The 18,440-nt window shown below is 43.3% G+C and carries 13 protein-coding genes; 5 read left to right on the top strand and 8 right to left on the bottom strand.

The window, feature by feature from the left end; translation table 11 throughout:
* Window positions 1-8 precede the first annotated feature (8 nt).
* From glgC to PNC201_RS19045, 6 genes are read right to left on the bottom strand one after another with little or no spacing between them, the layout of a single operon-like run.
* Window positions 9-1,283 (bottom strand): glucose-1-phosphate adenylyltransferase, encoded by a 1,275-nt coding sequence (glgC, locus tag PNC201_RS19070; RefSeq protein WP_010372983.1) that lies wholly within the window; start codon window positions 1,281-1,283, stop codon window positions 9-11.
* Between the two features lie 32 nt (window positions 1,284-1,315).
* The gene (locus PNC201_RS19065) at window positions 1,316-3,799 is read right to left on the bottom strand and encodes a glycogen/starch/alpha-glucan phosphorylase (protein ID WP_102058041.1); all 2,484 of its coding nucleotides are present in this window, start codon (window positions 3,797-3,799) and stop codon (window positions 1,316-1,318) included.
* The gene (glgX, locus tag PNC201_RS19060; RefSeq protein ID WP_102058040.1) at window positions 3,792-5,843 is read right to left on the bottom strand and encodes a glycogen debranching protein GlgX; all 2,052 of its coding nucleotides are present in this window, start codon (window positions 5,841-5,843) and stop codon (window positions 3,792-3,794) included. Before glgX ends, PNC201_RS19065 begins: the two co-directional genes overlap by 8 nt.
* The gene (glgB, locus tag PNC201_RS19055) at window positions 5,837-8,077 is read right to left on the bottom strand and encodes a 1,4-alpha-glucan branching protein GlgB (RefSeq protein ID WP_102058039.1); all 2,241 of its coding nucleotides are present in this window, start codon (window positions 8,075-8,077) and stop codon (window positions 5,837-5,839) included. The genes glgX and glgB overlap by 7 nt, the downstream gene beginning before the upstream one ends.
* A complete protein-coding gene (malQ, locus tag PNC201_RS19050; RefSeq protein WP_102058038.1) occupies window positions 8,078-10,057 on the bottom strand; it encodes a 4-alpha-glucanotransferase in 1,980 nt (659 codons plus the stop codon).
* Between the two features lie 8 nt (window positions 10,058-10,065).
* On the bottom strand, window positions 10,066-10,365 hold the full coding sequence (locus PNC201_RS19045; protein WP_010372991.1) for an isoamylase early set domain-containing protein: 300 nt from the start codon (window positions 10,363-10,365) through the stop codon (window positions 10,066-10,068).
* Window positions 10,366-10,921: 556 nt separating this feature from the next.
* On the opposite strand from PNC201_RS19045, the gene PNC201_RS19040 reads away from it, so the two are divergent.
* Window positions 10,922-12,823, top strand: a complete 1,902-nt coding sequence (locus PNC201_RS19040) for a putative bifunctional diguanylate cyclase/phosphodiesterase (RefSeq protein ID WP_102058037.1) — start codon at window positions 10,922-10,924, stop codon at window positions 12,821-12,823.
* Window positions 12,824-12,959: 136 nt separating this feature from the next.
* Here PNC201_RS19040 and PNC201_RS19035 read toward each other — a convergent pair whose 3' ends face one another.
* A complete protein-coding gene (locus PNC201_RS19035; protein WP_010372995.1) occupies window positions 12,960-13,388 on the bottom strand; it encodes an Lrp/AsnC family transcriptional regulator in 429 nt (142 codons plus the stop codon).
* 184 nt (window positions 13,389-13,572) lie between these two features.
* Between PNC201_RS19035 and PNC201_RS19030 the strand changes: the two genes are divergently transcribed.
* The 3 genes from PNC201_RS19030 to PNC201_RS19020 all read left to right on the top strand — a co-directional run bounded on the left by PNC201_RS19030 (window position 13,573) and on the right by PNC201_RS19020 (window position 16,714).
* Window positions 13,573-14,778 (top strand): aspartate aminotransferase family protein, encoded by a 1,206-nt coding sequence (locus tag PNC201_RS19030; RefSeq protein ID WP_102058036.1) that lies wholly within the window; start codon window positions 13,573-13,575, stop codon window positions 14,776-14,778.
* A 30-nt stretch (window positions 14,779-14,808) separates the two neighbouring features.
* Window positions 14,809-15,834 (top strand): arginine N-succinyltransferase, encoded by a 1,026-nt coding sequence (gene astA, locus PNC201_RS19025; protein WP_010605388.1) that lies wholly within the window; start codon window positions 14,809-14,811, stop codon window positions 15,832-15,834.
* Between the two features lie 76 nt (window positions 15,835-15,910).
* A complete protein-coding gene (locus PNC201_RS19020) occupies window positions 15,911-16,714 on the top strand; it encodes a DUF1338 domain-containing protein (RefSeq protein ID WP_102058035.1) in 804 nt (267 codons plus the stop codon).
* Between the two features lie 242 nt (window positions 16,715-16,956).
* Here PNC201_RS19020 and PNC201_RS19015 read toward each other — a convergent pair whose 3' ends face one another.
* Window positions 16,957-17,847 (bottom strand): hypothetical protein, encoded by an 891-nt coding sequence (locus PNC201_RS19015; RefSeq protein WP_102058034.1) that lies wholly within the window; start codon window positions 17,845-17,847, stop codon window positions 16,957-16,959.
* 226 nt (window positions 17,848-18,073) lie between these two features.
* On the opposite strand from PNC201_RS19015, the gene PNC201_RS19010 reads away from it, so the two are divergent.
* Complete coding sequence (locus PNC201_RS19010) at window positions 18,074-18,433, top strand: hypothetical protein (RefSeq protein WP_102058033.1); 360 nt, start codon at window positions 18,074-18,076, stop codon at window positions 18,431-18,433.
* Window positions 18,434-18,440: the final 7 nt, after the last annotated feature.

The raw sequence follows: 18,440 nt of genomic DNA, 5'->3' as shown, positions 1-18,440 counted from the left end.
TACATGGATCATTTATTATTTTTTTCCGCAAGCTCTGCGAGCATATCTCGGGTCACCAATACGATCCCCTTATTCGACACTCTAAAGCCATTCTCTTTGTCTAGGTCAGTATCGTAACCAATTGTCATCCCCTCCGGTATTTGACAACTGCGGTCAATGATTGCGTTTTTGATTTTGCAGTTACGCCCGATTTTGGCACCAGGCAACACAACGGCTCCTTCAATTTCACAATACGAGTGAACATGCACATTGGAAAACAGCAATGAACGCTTAACTTTAGAACCAGAAATAATACAGCCACCAGAAACCGTCGAGTCTACGGCCATACCGCGTCTATCATCATCATCAAATATAAATTTAGCTGGTGGTAGCTGTTCCTGATAAGTCCAAATTGGCCAATGAGGATCATAGAGATCAAGTTGTGGTTCAGGAGAAACCAGCTCCATATTTGCTTCCCAGAATGAATCAAGCGTCCCTACATCTCGCCAATATGGCTGCCCTTCATGTGATGGGTCGCAAAATGGATACGCATATACATTATGCTCTTCTATGATGGATGGGATAATATCATGACCAAAGTCACGACCAGACCCTTCTCGTTCCGCATCCTTTTTTAACTGCTCGAATAAAAACTCAGTGTTAAACACATAGTTCCCCATAGACGCCAAACATACACCTGGCTTTCCAGGGATTGACGTCGGATCTACCGGCTTTTCATCAAAGCGACGCACACGGTTGCTTTCATCCACAGTCATTACACCAAACGTTTTCGCTGCTTCTTCACAAGGCACTTCAATACAACATACGGTCATATCTGCACCTGTCTCAACGTGCTTTGCAAGTAAGCCACCGTAATCCATTCTGTAAACATGATCACCCGATAAGATCATAACGTACTTGGGAAGCTCATGACGAATAATATCCATATTCTGGAAAACTGCATCGGCTGTGCCGCAGTACCACTCATCACCATATCGCTGTGATGCTGGCAATATTTCTACAGATTCTCCAAGCTCCTTTTTAAAGTGTCCCCATGCGCGATTAACATGGCGAATAAGCGAGTGCGACTTATACTGCGTAGCAATGCCAACCCGACGGATCCCTGAGTTAATGCAGTTAGACAGTGGAAAATCGATAATTCGATGTTTACCGCCAAAATAAACAGCGGGTTTCGCTCGCCAATTGGTGAGTTCGTGAAGGCGCGAACCTCTTCCACCCGCAAGTATCAAAGCATATGTTTCTCGAGTGAGGGTACTAATATAACGATTCGCATAATTAGGCATTATTTCTTCTCTCCATAACTTTTTTGCGGTGACTACTGCATTGGGCTCAAGCGCCAAATATCATCGCTGTAATCTTGAATTGTTCTATCGCTAGAAAATTTTCCACTTGCTGCGGTATTGAGAATACTCATGCGCAGCCAATGTTCCTTGTCTTTGTATGCTTGAGCCGCATGCTCCTGGCTCTCAACATAGGAAGGAAAATCTTGTGCCACTAACCAAGGATCGGTACTACTCTTAATTGAGTTAATTACGTCATCAAAGATATTAGGCTCAAATAGGTTAAAGTGCCCACTTTCGAGCAAAGCCATAACGCGTTTTAGGTCATTGTTGCTTTCTATTATCTTAAGGGGCTGATAATTTTGACGCACTTGCTGTGCTTGTTCAGCAGTTACACCAAATAAGTAAAAATTGTCTGCACCAACGCATTCTCGTATTTCAATATTTGCACCATCTAAGGTACCTATAGTGATCGCGCCGTTCATCATAAACTTCATATTGCCTGTGCCAGAGGCTTCTTTTCCAGCGGTTGATATCTGCTCTGATAAGTCTGTTGCAGGACAAATTACTTCCATTTTTGAGACATTGTAATTGGGCATGAAAGCCACTCGAAGATAGGGCCTCGCCGTGGGGTCATTGTTGATAACATTGGCAACATTATTGATTAATTTAATGATCTTCTTAGCCATGTAATAACCGGGTGCAGCCTTACCTCCAAACAGTACACAACGAGGAACAAGCTCTGCCACATCGCCACGACAGATCCGATCGTAAAGATGGATAACGTGCAATACGTTAAGTAACTGACGTTTGTATTCATGAATTCGCTTTACTTGAACATCAAACATCATAGTTGGGTCAAACTCTACCTGACATTCATGAGCAATTAGCTCAGCAAGACGTTGTTTGTTGTTTTGTTTGACTGTTAGCCACTGCTTTTGGAAGGCGTGATTATCATAAAAACGACGTAGTTCACTAATTTTAGAAAAATCAGCTTGCCATCCGTCGCCAATTTTTCCGCTAATCAATTGCGCCAGTTCTGGATTACAATGCGATAACCAACGCCTTGGCGTCACACCGTTGGTTTTATTATTAAACTTCTCTGGGCACAGTTGATAGAAATCATTAAACAGGCCAGCTTTTAATAACTCGGTATGAAGTGCCGCAACGCCATTGACAGAATAACTGCCTACAATCGCAAGGTACGCCATGCGAATTTGAGGATGACTGGACTCCTCAATGAGTGACAGCGCGCGCTGCTTTTCGATATCGCCGGGCCATTTAAGTGCAACTTCCGACAAAAAGCGGGCATTGATCTCATAGATAATTTCTAGCAACCTTGGTAACAAGCGCTCAAATAAACTCACAGACCAACGCTCCAATGCTTCAGGCAATAAAGTATGATTGGTATATGCCATAGTTGATGTCGTTATCTTCCACGCGGCATCCCATTCCAGCTCGTAATCGTCTAATAAAATACGCATTAGTTCAGCTACGGCAATACTGGGATGGGTATCATTGAGCTGGAATACGTGATAATCCGCAAAATCACTGAAATCATCGCCATATTGCTCAACCCAAGTTGCAATCACGTCTTGCAAGCTCGCGCTGGATAAAAAGTACTGCTGCCTTAATCTCAGTTCTTTGCCATTTTCACTGGCATCATTGGGGTATAGCACCATCGTTATCTGCTCAGCGAGATTCTTTTTCGCCACCGCTTCTGAATAACTACCGGCGTTAAATTCGTTGAGGTCAAACTCATCGGTCGCCTCTGATTTCCATAGTCTTAATGTGTTTACCACCTCATTACGATATCCAGGCACAGGAACGTCGTAAGGCACCGCGAGAATATCTTGCGTATCAAGCCATTCATGATGCTGCCTACCATTTTTGTCGGTATGTACTTCAACATGACCAAAAAACTTAACTCTGCGGGCTTGTTCTGGTGCGGCAAGCTCCCATGGATGGCCTTCACGGAGCCAGTTATCAGGCTGCTCTACTTGGTGACCCTGTTCACAGGTTTGGTTAAACATCCCAAATTCGTAACGTAAACCGTAACCAACAACAGGAAGGGCTAATGAAGCACAGCTATCCAAAAAACAAGCTGCAAGGCGGCCTAAACCACCATTACCAAGACCTGCATCATGTTCAGCCTGCGCGACCTCTTCAAGCTCAGTACAGTATTCTTGTAATGCCGCTTGAACTTGTTCTTCTAAGTCTAGATTTAACACCGCATTAGACAGTGCTCTACCCATTAAAAATTCCAGCGAGAGATAAGCTGCTTTACGCGTCTTTTTACTCTTTATGTGCTCTTTGGTTGCTCGGCAACGGGCGACTAATCGGTCACGAATGGTCAAGGCTAATGCATGGTACAAATACAGTCGCGACTCTCCTACTTTGTCTCGACCTAAGGTGTAGTAAAAGTGACGAGTCAAATCATCACTCAAGGTGTTTTCATCTATCTTTGGTGCATCCTGCCAATGTTTTACCACGCATACTGGCGCACTTTTATTAGCCATGCTTTTCATCCCCTTTGATTGATGTAAATATCCATGCTGACTTAGCTGGAACCTGTAAATAAGAATCTAACTCTGGTCTTTGCGGCTCAACCGCGGTGGTGATTGCTTGCTGCCAATGAGATGAAAATGCACTAAATGGCAGCTTTATTTGCAATGCACTTTCACTGGCGTTCAATATTATCAATAAGCTTTGCCCTAACTGCTGATCAGTAATGGTGTAACTCAACCATTTGCGGCTCGGCTCTCGCCATTGTTCAGGCGATAACGGCTTTGCTTGTTCATTAAACCAATTCACCGCAAAACGACTGTCACTGTCATGGACATAAAATGAGTGAGAAAACGCGGCAAATTGCCTTCGAAGGGCAAGTAAATCTTGGATAAAAAAAGTTAAAGTATGGTGTTGCTGGTGGTTTTTCCATGCCAGCCAGCTAGTGCAGTTGTCTTGGCAGTAAGCATTATTGTTGCCACTTTGCGTATGTGCCATTTCGGTTCCCGCACAAATCATCGGGATCCCTTTGGATAAAAACAAAGTGAGTAATGCATTTTTCTGCATACTGAGACGCAATTCATTGATTTGAGGATCGGCACTGAATCCTTCTACCCCACAATTAAATGAAAAGTTTTCACTGTGGCCGTCTCTATTTGCCTCGCCGTTTGCTTCATTGTGTTTATGCTCGTAAGCCGTCCAATCAAACAATGAGAAGCCGTCATGACTGGTAAGAAAGTTTATGGAGTTCAAAGGGCCCCGTAAGTTATGTTCAAACAGATCACTGGAGCCATGAATACGCATCGCAAGCTCTGGCAATACTCCCTCATCGCCACGCCAGAAGCGCCTAACGGTATCTCGATATTTATCATTCCACTCACGCCAAGGAGAAGGAAATTGCCCAAGTTGATACCCACCAGGACCAATATCCCAAGGCTCGGCAATCAGTTTTACTTTGCTAAGTACTGGGTCTTGATGGATCGCTTGCAAAAATGCATGTTGATTTGAAAATCCCGAGGCTTGACGAGCAAGGATCGTCGCCAAATCAAAGCGAAAACCATCCACCCCCATGTATTCCACCCAATAGCGCAAGCTGTCCAAGACAAGTCTTAATACCACTGGATTCGAGATATTCATTGTGTTTCCACAACCCGTGTCATTAATGTAGACATTGGGCTTACTCGGCAAGGTGCTGTAATAAGTCAGGTTATCAAACCCTTTAAAGCTAATTGTCGGGCCATCCAAACCACCTTCCGCAGTATGGTTAAACACCACATCCAAAATAACCTCAATGCCGGCTTGATGGAGTCGCTCTACCATTACCTTAAATTCGTTGATGTCGTCGTTAACGAGATAACTTTTGTGTGGCGTAAAAAAGTTGAGGCTGTTATATCCCCAGTAATTTTTTAGTCCTTTGGTCGTAAGAAATTGCTCGTTGATAAACGCATGCACAGGTAGCAGCTCAATCGCAGTAACACCAATATGCTTGAGGTGATCGATAAAGGTTTGTTCAGCAATCCCTAAATATTTTCCTTGGTGTTTAGTTGGAATATCTGGGTGCCTAACAGTTGCCCCTTTAACATGACATTCATAGATCACCGTTTTACTCCACGGAGTCTTCGGTCGCTTCCCTTGATACTTCTCAATCGCCGTCACTTTACTCTTTGGCATATCACAGGCGTTATCAGATGGGTTTAAATGGCCTACTGGCAAATGGCAAAAATGCCGTTCACTCCAAGTAAACTCACCGAAAAAGTCGCGACAATATGGGTCTAAGAGTAACTTATTAGCATTGAAAAGCAGCCCTTTTTCCGCGCTATACTCTCCGTCTACCCGATAGCCATATAAGTCTCCGACTTGTGCTCCCTCGATAAACAATGACCAATTTCCGCCTTCATGCCGAAACATCCCTATCCGATTCACTTCGCTATGGCCGCTTTTGTCAAACAGACACAGGGTGACTCGTTTTGCTTTCGGTGCATAAACACAAAAGTTAACGCCTTTATCACTGGCTGTTGCACCCAATAATTGATGATCGCCGCGATAACTGGTTAGCATGTGCCACCAGATATCAGCTGCAAATACACGGTTGCCAGAGGCGGAACAGTTATATCGATACTTTGCTCAAGGCCATGGCTTGCTATGCTTTTCGATTCAATGAGTTGTTGTTTATGTGCAACGACTCCAACGCCGCTCCCCCAAAACGCTTTGTCATCCGTGTTTAAGATAACTTGATACACACCCGCTGACGGCACGCCTAAGCGGAATTGAAAATGAGTTTGTGGCGTAAAGTTTGCGATCACCACCAGCGGTGTAACACCATCTTGTCCGTAGCGTACAAAACTAAATATGCTTTGCTCAGCGTTCCCCCCATCAATCCAATTAAATCCTGTTGATTTGCTATCACACTCGAATAATTGCGGCGTTGATTTATAGGTCGTATTGAGCGCTTTGACACACTTGTAGACGCCTTGATGTGCTTCACTTTCAAGCAACTTCCAGTTGAGTTGTTGGTTATGATCCCACTCCTCTCGGGGGGCAAGTTCAGCGCCCATGAACAGCAACTTTTTACCTGGGTGGGCAAACATAAAGCCATAGTAGGCACGTAAATTAGCGAATTGCTGCCAATCGTCTCCTGGCATTTTGCTCAGTAGCGCACCTTTGCCATGTACCACTTCATCGTGACTTAATGGCAAGATGTAATTTTCAGAATAGGCATACACCATCGAAAAGGTCATTTCATGGTGATGGTACTTGCGATGAATTGGGTCTTTGGACATATAGTTTAGCGTGTCATTCATCCACCCCATATTCCACTTATAACCAAAACCCAAACCATCGTGTTCAACACTGCGAGTAACACCGGGCCAAGCTGTGGATTCTTCAGCGACCATCATAATACCTTCATCAACGCCATAGCATTTGGTATTGACTGATTTGAGGCACTCAATTGCACCTAGGTTTTCACGGCCGCCATATTGATTTGGCACCCATTCCCCATGCTTACGGCTGTAATCCAAATAAAGCATCGATGCCACAGCATCCACCCTTAAGCCATCGATGGCGTATTCTTTTATCCAATACATCGCATTCGACAACAAAAAGCTTTTTACTTCAGCGCGGTCGTAGTTAAAAATATAGGTGTTCCAATCTGGATGAAACCCTTGCCGCTTATCAGCATGTTCGAATAGGTGTGTGCCATCAAATTTATGTAAACCATGGGGATCTGATGGGAAATGTCCCGGTACCCAGTCGATAAGTAATCCGAGCTCTTCACGATGACAGCACTCAACGAAGTAAGCAAAATCCTCAACGCCACCAAAGCGACTGGTTGGCGAGAATAACCCCACCGGTTGGTAACCCCAGGAGCCATCAAAAGGATATTCACTGATAGGCATCAGTTGCAAATGAGTAAACCCCAGTGCCTTTACATAGGGGATAAGGTCGTCCGCTAACTCTCGATACGTAAGATAGCGATTACCGTCTTTCTCTCGGCGCTTCCAAGAGCCCAAATGCACTTCATAAATACTAATGGGTGCATTGATTTTATTACGCAGCGCCTTTTTATCATGATCAGCTTGGCTCAATGTGAAAGCCGCAGGTCGAGCCTGAGTTATACTCGCCGTACCCGGTGCTTGTTCCATTTTAAATGCAAAAGGGTCAGCCTTTTCTATGCGCTCCCCCTCAAATGTGGTGATTGCAAATTTATAGCAGCAGTCAACCTCCAGTGCCGGAATAAAAAGCTCCCATACACCACTGGCTGGATGTAATCGCATTGGATGCTGCACGGCCTGCCAATGATTAAACTCACCTATCACAGAAACAGACAACGCATTTGGCGCCCAAACACCAAATCGAAACCCAATTACACCCTCTATTTCTACTTGATGTGCACCTAAATGCAAATAAGCTTGAGCTTGTGTTCCTTCATTAAATAAGTACAAGGCATCATCAGCCAAGCAACTTTCAAAACTATATACATCCCTCCCAGTAACGGTTTGCTCTGGGTAGTGCACTTCAAGCAGGTAATCTTTGCTGATGTCATCCGCTTTAAAATCTAATGTGAATAGCGCACTTTTGCGAAACCGTTCAAGTGCATAGCTGCTATCGCTGGTAAGCACCTTAACTTCTGTCGCACCTGGAATAAAACAGCGCACGACTGAGCGCTTCGCATCTAACTGGTGTAGCCCTAAGAAGGCAAATGGGTCGCGACACTTACCGGCTTCCAAAGCGGCTAATTGACTGATGTAGTCATCTACTTGGGCGTCTTCTATTTTTGCTCTTGTATTCATCTATTCTTTCCTGCTAGTTATTGCATCTCGGATAAGCGACCGAGAACTTGCAATAATTTCCGCTGATGTCTGATTAAGTTGCCTTCTCCAGTTTGGATACTCTTGATCAGTACCAGGAATATTCACTGGTAACTTCTGTTCGTCGAGGTCATCAAACTGAATTGTCAGCATTTTTGCAGGCGACTTGGCGAGCACATTGATAAGCGCCTGATACACATCGCGGGCTTCGCTCGCAAGGCTGACACTCACTTCACCATAGCGACTAAGCCAATGACAAAGCTTCTCTCGCTCGGATGTTCGCTCTTCATCCGCTTTTGTTAGTTGGGGTTCGCTCAATAACTGATATTCACGTTTCAACCTAAGGTCATCATGGCTCCACCAGCCAAAAAATGGCGGGACGTCATGGTTTGCAACCATAAGTAATGCATTGTGCTTATAGTGCGTAGGTGCTAAAAACTGACCGTGATAATCCTTCTCGAAGTAAAAAAGAATATTGCTGTATATATGAGACTCAGACATTGCTTCTTTGATTTCGATTGGAACAACCCCTAAGTCTTCACCAATGATCATTACTTGATGTTTGACAGACTCAATTTTGAGGATCGCTAAAAGGTACTCAAATGGATAATATACATAGCAACCTGTTTGCTGCTGATCTTGATAAAAGCACCACCACAACCTTCTTAGGCCCATCACATGATCAATTCTTAATGCCCCAACACCGGTGATGTTCGCTTGGATCAGCTGTTTAAAAAATGCAAAGCGCTGCGCTTTTAACTTAACGGGGTTTAACGCTGGTAACCCCCAGTTTTGACCGAGCTCTGCCCAAGGGTCTGGAGGCGCGCCCACGCGAGCACGTTCGGCATACAAATTTTTATTGCTGTTGTATTCACTTGAACCGTCAGCACAACCAACGGCTAAATCATTGATTAAACCTACAGCCATACCGGCATTCAGTGCCAAAGACTGGCATTGCGTTAATTGTTCAAACGCAAGCCATTGTAAAAATTTAGCGAAGTCATCGTCCTCAAATGCCTTAAGCTCTTGCTGCTTAGCCTGGCAAAATCGAGTAAAGTCTGCACGCCACGCTCCAGTTTGTTCACACAATAACTGCCACGCAAAACGTAACGCGTTAAGCTTAATTTCCATACAATGAGTCATATCAAGATATGTCGCGTTCAAGTTAGCCTTTGAGCTGTCTAAATAGTCGGTAAACACACTCACATCTAAACCAAATTGTTCACACAAAAGCTCGATAGAAATGTAAAAAGGGTGCAATAAGCGGCGGTCATTTGGGCTGTACGGGCTCGCTTTTTCTGGCTCATCAACAAACAATAAATGCAGTGGGTTTAGCAAAATGTAGTCAATCCCTTCAGCTGCGCTAGCTTTAACTAATTGCTTTAGCTCATAAAAGTCTGAACTTAACTTGCTGCCAGCAGGCTTTAACGAATATAGCTGAATAGACAATCCAAGGAGCTTCTTATGTTGTTCAATCGGGTCATAACACTGTCTAGGCGTCACCCAAAGTTCTGTCTCGAACCGCGCACCATTTAACATTACCTCAGCGCTATGATAACCGACTTCAATCGCGTTTATTGGCACTTCAAGTTGAACATAGCGTGTATCTTGATAGCGGTAATCCCCAATCACTACTTGCTTGTTTGGATCGCAAACACAGCAATAACCCAATGCGGGGATCGACACAGTTAATTCGTTAATTTGCAGGCCGGCATCCACTCTTATCGTAATAGTTGGCATCTCTTTGCAAAGCAAAGAAATGGCTTCAACTGGCGTTAACCACTTAGCAATATCCAGCTCAAAATTGAGTGTATTTATTTCATCTAGATTGCTGACATCAACACCGCACTCCTGCAATGCCTGTAGACGAGTTTGGTGATCAAATACCACATGATCACCCGTGTATTTATGGTACTCATAACCAATACCATAGAGATAAAGAAGCTGAGCAATGTTGTCCATTTATAATGTTACGCTCTCGCTGTGGACACAACACTGTTGTCTTCTCCAAAGCCGTTGGGCACATAATCATCTGCTTGATGATCATTGTCCCAGACTTCACCATCAATCAAATATCTGAAGTGGTAATCTTTGTCGGTTGGTAAACGGTGTTTGAGCTTGAACGCACTGTCTTTTTTGATGAATTTCATCGGCTCGGGTTGCCAATCATTAAAATCACCAGCAAGTTCCACCGTTTTCGCTTCTGGGTGTGAAAATGAAAATGTAATTTCTGCTTCGTCTTTTGTTTTGAAAAACCGTTTAGTGAGCATATAACCCCCGTTTACCTTTTGTGAGTCCTTATTTCACAGCGACGTACGCTAATACTGCAAACGACTGGTAACTGTGTACGATTTATGTCGAGCATATTGAAATTTAAGTGAAACTAGATGACAACTCACCGTTCGCTTTAAAAATCAACAACCCTAAGTACAGCAAACAAATATTGAGTTTGTATGACAGTACAAATTTGGTGCAATTTTGCACCGTTTTGGCGCAATCTAAATCAGATAAGCAGTGATTTCAGTTTGCTATGAGTTCCTTGCAATCACTGAGCCAATCACATTAAGAGTCAACAAGAAAGCTAGTTAAGAATGGTTATCATGTAAAGTGAATTTAATTAATAATTGATCCCGCTCATATAAAGCAGTCTGCAAAGTGAAATATTTGGTACTTTCACACGATGAAGTTTGCAACTGAATGCTAAAGTGTGTAAAAAACTAGGTTAGTAACTATAATTTCAGATTACATTTTTTGCGATGATGGTGTTATCTAAGTACGATTACTCCATAATATGCAAGAGTCTGAATTACTAAGGAAAGCCTATCCATGCCAAACGCGATAAGACTAACAAGTACCCTACTTTTGGGCACATTATTTGTTGTCATATTGCTGCATCTGTCTTTTAAGGCTCACGTGCTTGAGCTGATCGCTACAACCCCGGTAAATGAGCACCTTACAGTATCAATGATATCACCTTGGTATTCCCCACTACTGCACGGTTTGAACTTTGCAGCAAGCGGAAACCACACTTATGTTGCGGTAGAGTCAACACTCGGAATCCCGAAATATCTGGATGTAAGTACAGTTTGGTATACCGTATTTACTTCTCCAATCACTCTCATTTCAATCGCAACTTTACTCGCGATTGTTGCATACCTTTTTAAATCAGAACGCCGCTACCGTAATCAAGATGAAGATATAAGCGAGGTGAATAAGGACGTTGGAGGAATATTGATGCGTTTAGAGGTTGATAGTGCGCCACTGCACCATAAGTCCTCTCTTGCCAAGCTCAGCCATGCGATCCACGACTTGTCTAGCCATCTTGCACGCGTAAAACGCCATTCAGAGTCTCAAATTTTTCAAGACAAGCTCACAAAGCTTATAGATAGACATGCATATATTGACCATATTGAGGCAAAGTTAAAGCAAGCTGAGTTGGCGCAACAAAAATGTGGCCTGCTATTTATTGATTTGGACGGCTTTAAGCAGGTCAACGATTCCTTTGGCCACAGTTTTGGCGACGAAATTCTGATCCAAGTCGCTGCTCGGCTCTCAAAAGTGGTTCGCCAATATGGTTTAGAAGATTGCCACCCTATTCATGGCCTTGAACAAAACCTTTCAAGACTCGGCGGCGATGAATTTTCGCTATTTATTCCCAAATTAAACAATCCAAGTTTGTGCACAGAAATCGCGCAGTCCATTCTTAGTGATATAGAGCGTGATTTCTTGCTTGGCAATAAGCTTGTCAAAATTGGAGCAAGTATCGGCATCGCGGTATACCCAGATAGTGCAGCAACACCAAACTCATTACTGCAGATGGCTGATGTTGCCATGTATAGAGCAAAAACGGATGGTCGTGGAATTTTTAAAGTTTATTCCCCCGAAATGGGGTCGAAAATGCGACGTTATCACTACCTCTTAGAAGAGTTACGACTCGCTATCTCTGCGCAAAGCTTTTATCTGTCATTCCAACCGATAGTGCATGTTGAAGATTGTGCTATCGACTATTTTGAGGCGCTTATTCGTTGGAACCACCCGATAGAAGGGCAGATTCCACCGGCCGAATTTATTCCAATTGCAGAAGAGTCAAATTTAATTTTAGAGCTTGGTGATTGGATCCTACTTGAGTCGTGTAGGCAAATGTGTGCATGGCATAATGCAGGGATGAAAAAGGTAAAAATCTCGGTCAATGTTTCTGGAATACAATTAAAGCACAGAAAAGTCTTTGAATGGGTAAATGCTGCCCTAGAAAAAACCGGTTTACCAGCTACTGCTTTGATGTTGGAAATCACGGAGTCCACTCTTATCAAGGCCAGCAATGAAACGATTTCACAATTACAACAATGCCGAGATGCAGGAATAAGTGTCGCGATTGATGACTTTGGAACAGGCTTTAGCTCGCTAAGCACCCTCGCCGATTTACCCATTGATGTGATAAAAATCGATAAACTGTTTATCACCCAAGCCAATAGCAACCCCAAGTACCGTAAGATCCTCAATTCCATCAGCGAACTTGGACAACAGTTAGAATTAAAGATTGTTGCCGAGGGCGTTGAACAAACCGAACAATTTGAGCTAGTTAAAAACTTAGGAATTAGCTGTGTACAGGGGTATTTAGTTAGCCGGCCTGAAAGCTCAAATAATGTGGGTAGCAAAGTGTTAAATGGCAATGTGAATCACATCGCAGCCACCGGCACCAGCATTTGGTTACCAGAGCAAGTTGGGTAGCTGCTGTTAATAGTTAAGCGAAAAAAGAGAGCTATATACTGCACCTTTCACGCTAGGCAACCTATTATGCTAAAAGTGGGTGCTTGGCGGTTCGTGATGAACGCCCACAGTATTTATCCAGACTAGGTAAGGTTATTTATCGCTTAAATTTGGTTTCTAGGATAACCGACGAATTGGTACGCTCAATCCCTTCTAAATTACCGATTTCATCTAGCAGATGACTCAACTGCTCCAAACTCTGTGCTTCAACAATAGCAATCAAGTCATATTCCCCACTAATGGCATAAAGCGCTGAAACATTTGGCAACTGCTGCAATGCTAAATTCGCCTTTGTAGTGAGTTTTTGTTTTACCTTAATAGAAACGTGTGCCGATACTAAATCATCCATATACTGCTCCGCGAACTCTACGCGATAGCCTTTAATTACGCCATTTTGCTCTAATTTTGCGATACGATTTTGTACTGTGGTTCTGGAAAGGTCTAACTTTCGTGCCAACTCAGAGATGCTCTCTCGTGCGTTATTACGCAACAGTGCAATGAGCTTTTCGTCTTGTGAACTAATCATTTTGCAATTTAACCATGTTAATTTGACACAAATGATAGCAAATATGTGAATTATTGCACTGCAAATTATTACAAAAGCGCGTAATAATGAAGAAATAGCAAGTTGGCTGTGAGCAGAACAACAAGTAATCAGCTTCTGCTCGACAGTAATACCGCACAATGATAACAATTTAGGAGAAATCGTCATGCAAGCAAATCGCGAATTATTCGATGAAGTCATGGTTCCAAACTACAACCCGTCAGCCGTTATTCCTGTTAAAGGCCAAGGCTCTCGCGTATGGGATCAGACAGGTAAAGAGTTCATCGATTTTGCAGGCGGTATCGCCGTAAACTGTCTAGGCCATTGTCATCCTGCGCTCGTCTCTGCACTTAAAGAACAAGGCGAAAAAATTTGGCACTTATCAAATGTGATGACCAACGAGCCGGCGCTTCGCCTTGCCAAAAAGTTAACTGATGCAACATTCGCAGAAAAAGTCTATTTCGCAAACTCAGGCGCTGAAGCAAACGAAGCGGCACTTAAACTTGCGCGTCGTTGGGCACTGGATAAATTTGGTGCAGAAAAAACGCAAATTATCGCATTCAACAAAGGCTTTCATGGTCGTACTTTCTTCACGGTAACGGTTGGTGGACAAGCAGCCTATTCAGATGGCTTTGGTCCAAAACCTGCTGATATCACTCATATCGACTATAACGATTTAGCTACATTTGAAAAAACAATCTCAGACAACACTTGCGCAGTCATGATGGAACCGCTTCAAGGTGAAGGCGGGATCATTTCTCCAAATGCTGAGTTTGTCCAAGCTGTGCGCGAACTATGTGATAAACACAACGCGTTACTTATTTTTGATGAAGTACAAACGGGTGTTGGCCGAACTGGTGATCTATATGCTTATCAAGGGCTAGGTGTAACACCTGATATCCTTACTAGCGCAAAAGCACTAGGTGGCGGTTTCCCAATTGGCGCGATGCTTACCACCACTGAAATTGCAGCTCACCTTAAAGTCGGCACCCATGGCTCAACTTATGGTGGTAATCCACTAGCCTGCGCGGTAGCGGAAGCTGCATTTGACACAGTAAATACAAAATCGGTGTTAGCTGGCGTAAAAGCCAAAGAACAACTATTCAGAGATGGTCTAAATGCCATTAACGACAAATACAATGTATTTTCTGAAGTGCGCGGTAAAGGTCTTCTTCTTGGTGCAGTGCTCAATGATAAATTTGAAGGCCGTGCACGCGACTTCCTAGTAGCAAGTGCAGAGCACGGTTTAATGTCATTAGTTGCTGGCACTAACGTAGTTCGTTTTACACCTTCTCTTGTGATCACTGATGAAGAGATCCAAGAAGGCCTAGCACGCTTTGAACAAGCGGTTGCTGCAGTAGTAAACGGCTAAGGAGCTGGGGACCTCGGTCTCCTCTTTCTCATGTTAGTATTAAGACCAATACAAAAAACTGACTTCGATGCGCTAAAAACCATTGCGGTTGAATCTGGCCATGGGTTTACCTCACTGCCAGTAGATGACGAATTGTTGTCTAATAAAATTAACCGCTCGGTTGAAAGCTTTGCAAAGTCAGTATCAAAACCATACGACGAAGGCTATTTATTCGTTCTTGAAGACACACAAACGGGCGAAATTATAGGTACCACTGCGATTGAAGCCGCGGTAGGTATGTCTGTGCCTTTATATCACTATCATCTTGGTAAAACAGTACATCACTCAAGAACTTTGGGTGTCTATAATACCGTCGATATTCTGTCGATGTGTAACGACTACACTGGAAGTTCTGAGATCTGCACGCTATTTTTACGTGAAGGTCATCGTCAAGGCTTCGCTGGTCGCTTTCTTTCAAGAAGTCGTTTCTTATTTATGGCAGAACATGCAGAACGCTTTAGCGACACCGTTATTGCGGAAATGCGTGGTGTAAGTGACGAACATGGCCATTCGCCATTTTGGCAGTGGCTGCAAGAACACTTTTTTAGCATTGAATTTCCGCAAGCAGATCACTTGGTCGGTCTCGGGGACAAAGTTTTTATTTGTGAACTTATGCCCAAGTATCCCATCTATGCAAACCTACTAAGTCCAGAAGCACAAGCTGTGATAGGTAAAGTGCACGAGAAAACCAAGCCTGCTTTGCGTTTATTACAAAAAGAAGGGTTTGAACACCGTGGCTATGTTGACTTGTTCGACGCAGGTCCAACGGTAGAAGCCAAACTAGACAACATTAGAACGGTTAGAGAGTCGTTTAAAGGTGAGGTTGAAATAGTCGCTTCACTACCTGACAAGCTCCCTAATCTTGCTATTTCAAATGGTCGATTAGACGCGTTTAAAGCCACGTTTACCGATCAGGCTTATCTGTGCGAAGCAGAAGAAAAAATTCAGCTGACCGTAGAGGTAGCCAATGCGCTTGATGTCACTCAAGGTGAACTGATAAACGCATTTAAACTATAGATTTCAATGTCGTGCTGATACCAATTGGTATAAAGTTTAACAAGCTGTCACCAAGACAAAAAATTAGGAAACCATTATGCACAACAACGTAGATACACTATTTGAACACCTGTGGGACAACTACCTAGAAGTAACACCTTCTGCAGTTAAAGTTCATGAACTACTCGGCTCAACGCAAAAAGACGACGTGATCAATGACCACATCGCATTGCGTACTTTTAATATTGAAAAAGTAGGTCTAGAAAAGCTCGCTTCACATTTTAAAGCAGTAGGTTACACAGAATGTGGCGAATACCACTTTGAAGCGAAAAAGCTATATGCCAAGCACTATGAACACCAAGATCCAACGAAACCAAAGGTGTTTATCTCTGAGCTGCTCGTTGAAAAATGTTCAGAAGAACTACAAGCTATCGTTAAAGACATGGTTGAGCAAATCGACGAATCAGCAGTAACAGCTGAAAACTTCCTGTATTCTGGCACCCACTGGCGCGTTTCTCACGAGACATACAAAAAACTACTGGCTGAGAGCGAGTATGCCGCATGGATGTCTGCATGGGGCTACCGTGCAAACCATTTCACGGTAAGCATCAACTACCTGAAGAACTTCACCACAATTGAAGCTGTAAACCAAGCACTCAAAGACAATGGTTTTGAACTAAACACATCAGGTGGCGAGATCAAAGGCTCTCCAGAAGTGTTACTAGAACAATCTTCAACGCTTGCTGATCACCAAAACGTGCAGTTTAATGACGGTGAATTTAGCATTCCAAGCTGCTTCTATGAGTTTGCTCTGCGTTATGCCAAGCCTGACGGCGAGATCTATACTGGTTTTGTTGCAGCTTCTGCTGACAAAATCTTTGAAAGTACTAACGCAAGATAATCGCGTTTAAAATCAGTGCTTGCCTAAGCACTCTGCCCAAATTGTAAAGCAGCCTTTATGGCTGCTTTTTTATACCAATTTGCTTAATTAAGTGAGCTATTTTGAGGCGAGAAAATCTTGTCGATAACTAGGCAAAACTTTTGCTATTTAGTTGTTCTAAATAAGAAATTTTTAACGCCGTTAGCGTCAGATTTACTCCTTCAAATTGAGCAAGTATTAAGATAAATTGGTATTAGTTAATATTAGCCACAACTCCAATCAAACTCGCGAGTTACCAAATCAAGCATACCTATCCCTCCGCCAAAGTTATGCCCACCTAAGATCTCTTCGAATTCGATGTAGTAAGGTGTAAGAAAATCTGGGATCCCTTGACCGTTTAAACTCGTCCCGCCTAAATGGTTTGGCGAAACACTCTCTAACCACTCAGGATCGCCTTCATACGGGTCAATATAACCTGTATCTTCATATTCGCTGGGCGTCTTACCCGCATTAGGATCACTAGGGTTGGCAACAAGCGCAATTGCACGGTTAAAACTCACTGCTTCTGGGGGAATTCCACCAAGCTCGCGATATATTTGGTACTCTTCAGCTGGCAAACTGAGGTACTGGGAATAGTTCATTTTCCAAAAGCAACTCGCCCCACCCTCGACTAGCCATTCAGGGACGCAAACATCATCTTCAAAATGTCGTTCAATAATAGTTGGCGGTGAACAGAGCTCGCCGTAAAACTCAGCTTCACTAAGCAGGAGCGTTGCGTAATAACAATCTAGCGTATCCGCTGCAAACTTACAGCTAGGATGAACCGTTTGCATCGCCTGCCAAAAGGGTTTGAATAGCGGTTCATCTGGCGACTGCTCAGCAAATAACGCCTCTTCTAACCCTTCAATATATTCGGGCCCGCCATCATTGTGATCAACCGCGATTGCAAAAAAGCTAACCGCAAATGCATTCTCATCAGTGCGATAGCCCTCTGGCAATCTTAGTGTAAAGCTGTGTTTTAGCGGGTAGCCGGTATGTGGGTCAAGCGGCCATTGATTGGCTTTAATTCCGGGGGGCAAACCAAATACCCAACCATCAAAGCGCGCTTTATCATCAATGGATTGTTTCAATATCTCGATATTATAAGCATTCATTACTATCTCCTTATTAAATAACGTTGCTTTCTCGTAAGTTAGGGCCTGTTTATCTTCCAAGTTTGTTTTTGCAGCAGCAAAGAACAACAGACCCTAGTATAAAAGTATTAACCCCACAATTGAAATAGGTACTTAGACTTTTACAGTGTTTGAGACACTTAAAACTATCGTTTATATTCATTACCTGTAGGTGAAAAATCAGTAGGATTAGACAAGGATAATAGTTATGAATTATTTTGGAACGTTTGGTTCAACGGAAGAAGAGGCGCTTAACCTTCTCATGCCTGTTGTCGACAGCGCTTTGAAGGCGCATGAGAGAGGAAACTATCAAGCATATTTATCTTTAATAACCACCGACTTAGCCAAAAAGGTTTCTGAGGAGGGATTTTTACGGGCATACCATGAAATCGCGCCGCAGCTTGGCCGCTTAAAATCCAAAACCTTGTTAGCGTCTCTTCGAAGAGGTCAGGATCCAATGCTGATATTTGCAGCGAAATACGAGAACACACAAGACGATATCGTAATTAATATCACATTTAAAAACGCGACTACCCCGCCTTTAATTGCATGGATGTGGATTGAATAGTCCTTTG

Source organism: Pseudoalteromonas sp. NC201 (assembly GCF_002850255.1).
Lineage (GTDB): Bacteria > Pseudomonadota > Gammaproteobacteria > Enterobacterales > Alteromonadaceae > Pseudoalteromonas.
The sequence above is the reverse complement of the archived record's forward strand: the minus strand, read 5'-3'. Positions and strand labels throughout refer to the sequence as shown.

Coding starts and splice junctions, on each gene's coding strand:
- PNC201_RS19010 (WP_102058033.1), top strand. CDS start 18,074: ATGAATTATTTTGGAACGTTTGGTTCAACGGAAGAAGAGGCGCTTAAC.
- astA (WP_010605388.1), top strand. CDS start 14,809: ATGTTAGTATTAAGACCAATACAAAAAACTGACTTCGATGCGCTAAAA.
- glgX (WP_102058040.1), bottom strand. CDS start 5,843: ATGCTAACCAGTTATCGCGGCGATCATCAATTATTGGGTGCAACAGCC.
- PNC201_RS19030 (WP_102058036.1), top strand. CDS start 13,573: ATGCAAGCAAATCGCGAATTATTCGATGAAGTCATGGTTCCAAACTAC.
- PNC201_RS19065 (WP_102058041.1), bottom strand. CDS start 3,799: ATGGCTAATAAAAGTGCGCCAGTATGCGTGGTAAAACATTGGCAGGAT.
- PNC201_RS19015 (WP_102058034.1), bottom strand. CDS start 17,847: ATGAATGCTTATAATATCGAGATATTGAAACAATCCATTGATGATAAA.
- glgC (WP_010372983.1), bottom strand. CDS start 1,283: ATGCCTAATTATGCGAATCGTTATATTAGTACCCTCACTCGAGAAACA.
- PNC201_RS19045 (WP_010372991.1), bottom strand. CDS start 10,365: ATGCTCACTAAACGGTTTTTCAAAACAAAAGACGAAGCAGAAATTACA.
- PNC201_RS19040 (WP_102058037.1), top strand. CDS start 10,922: ATGCCAAACGCGATAAGACTAACAAGTACCCTACTTTTGGGCACATTA.
- malQ (WP_102058038.1), bottom strand. CDS start 10,057: ATGGACAACATTGCTCAGCTTCTTTATCTCTATGGTATTGGTTATGAG.
- PNC201_RS19035 (WP_010372995.1), bottom strand. CDS start 13,388: ATGATTAGTTCACAAGACGAAAAGCTCATTGCACTGTTGCGTAATAAC.
- glgB (WP_102058039.1), bottom strand. CDS start 8,077: ATGAATACAAGAGCAAAAATAGAAGACGCCCAAGTAGATGACTACATC.
- PNC201_RS19020 (WP_102058035.1), top strand. CDS start 15,911: ATGCACAACAACGTAGATACACTATTTGAACACCTGTGGGACAACTAC.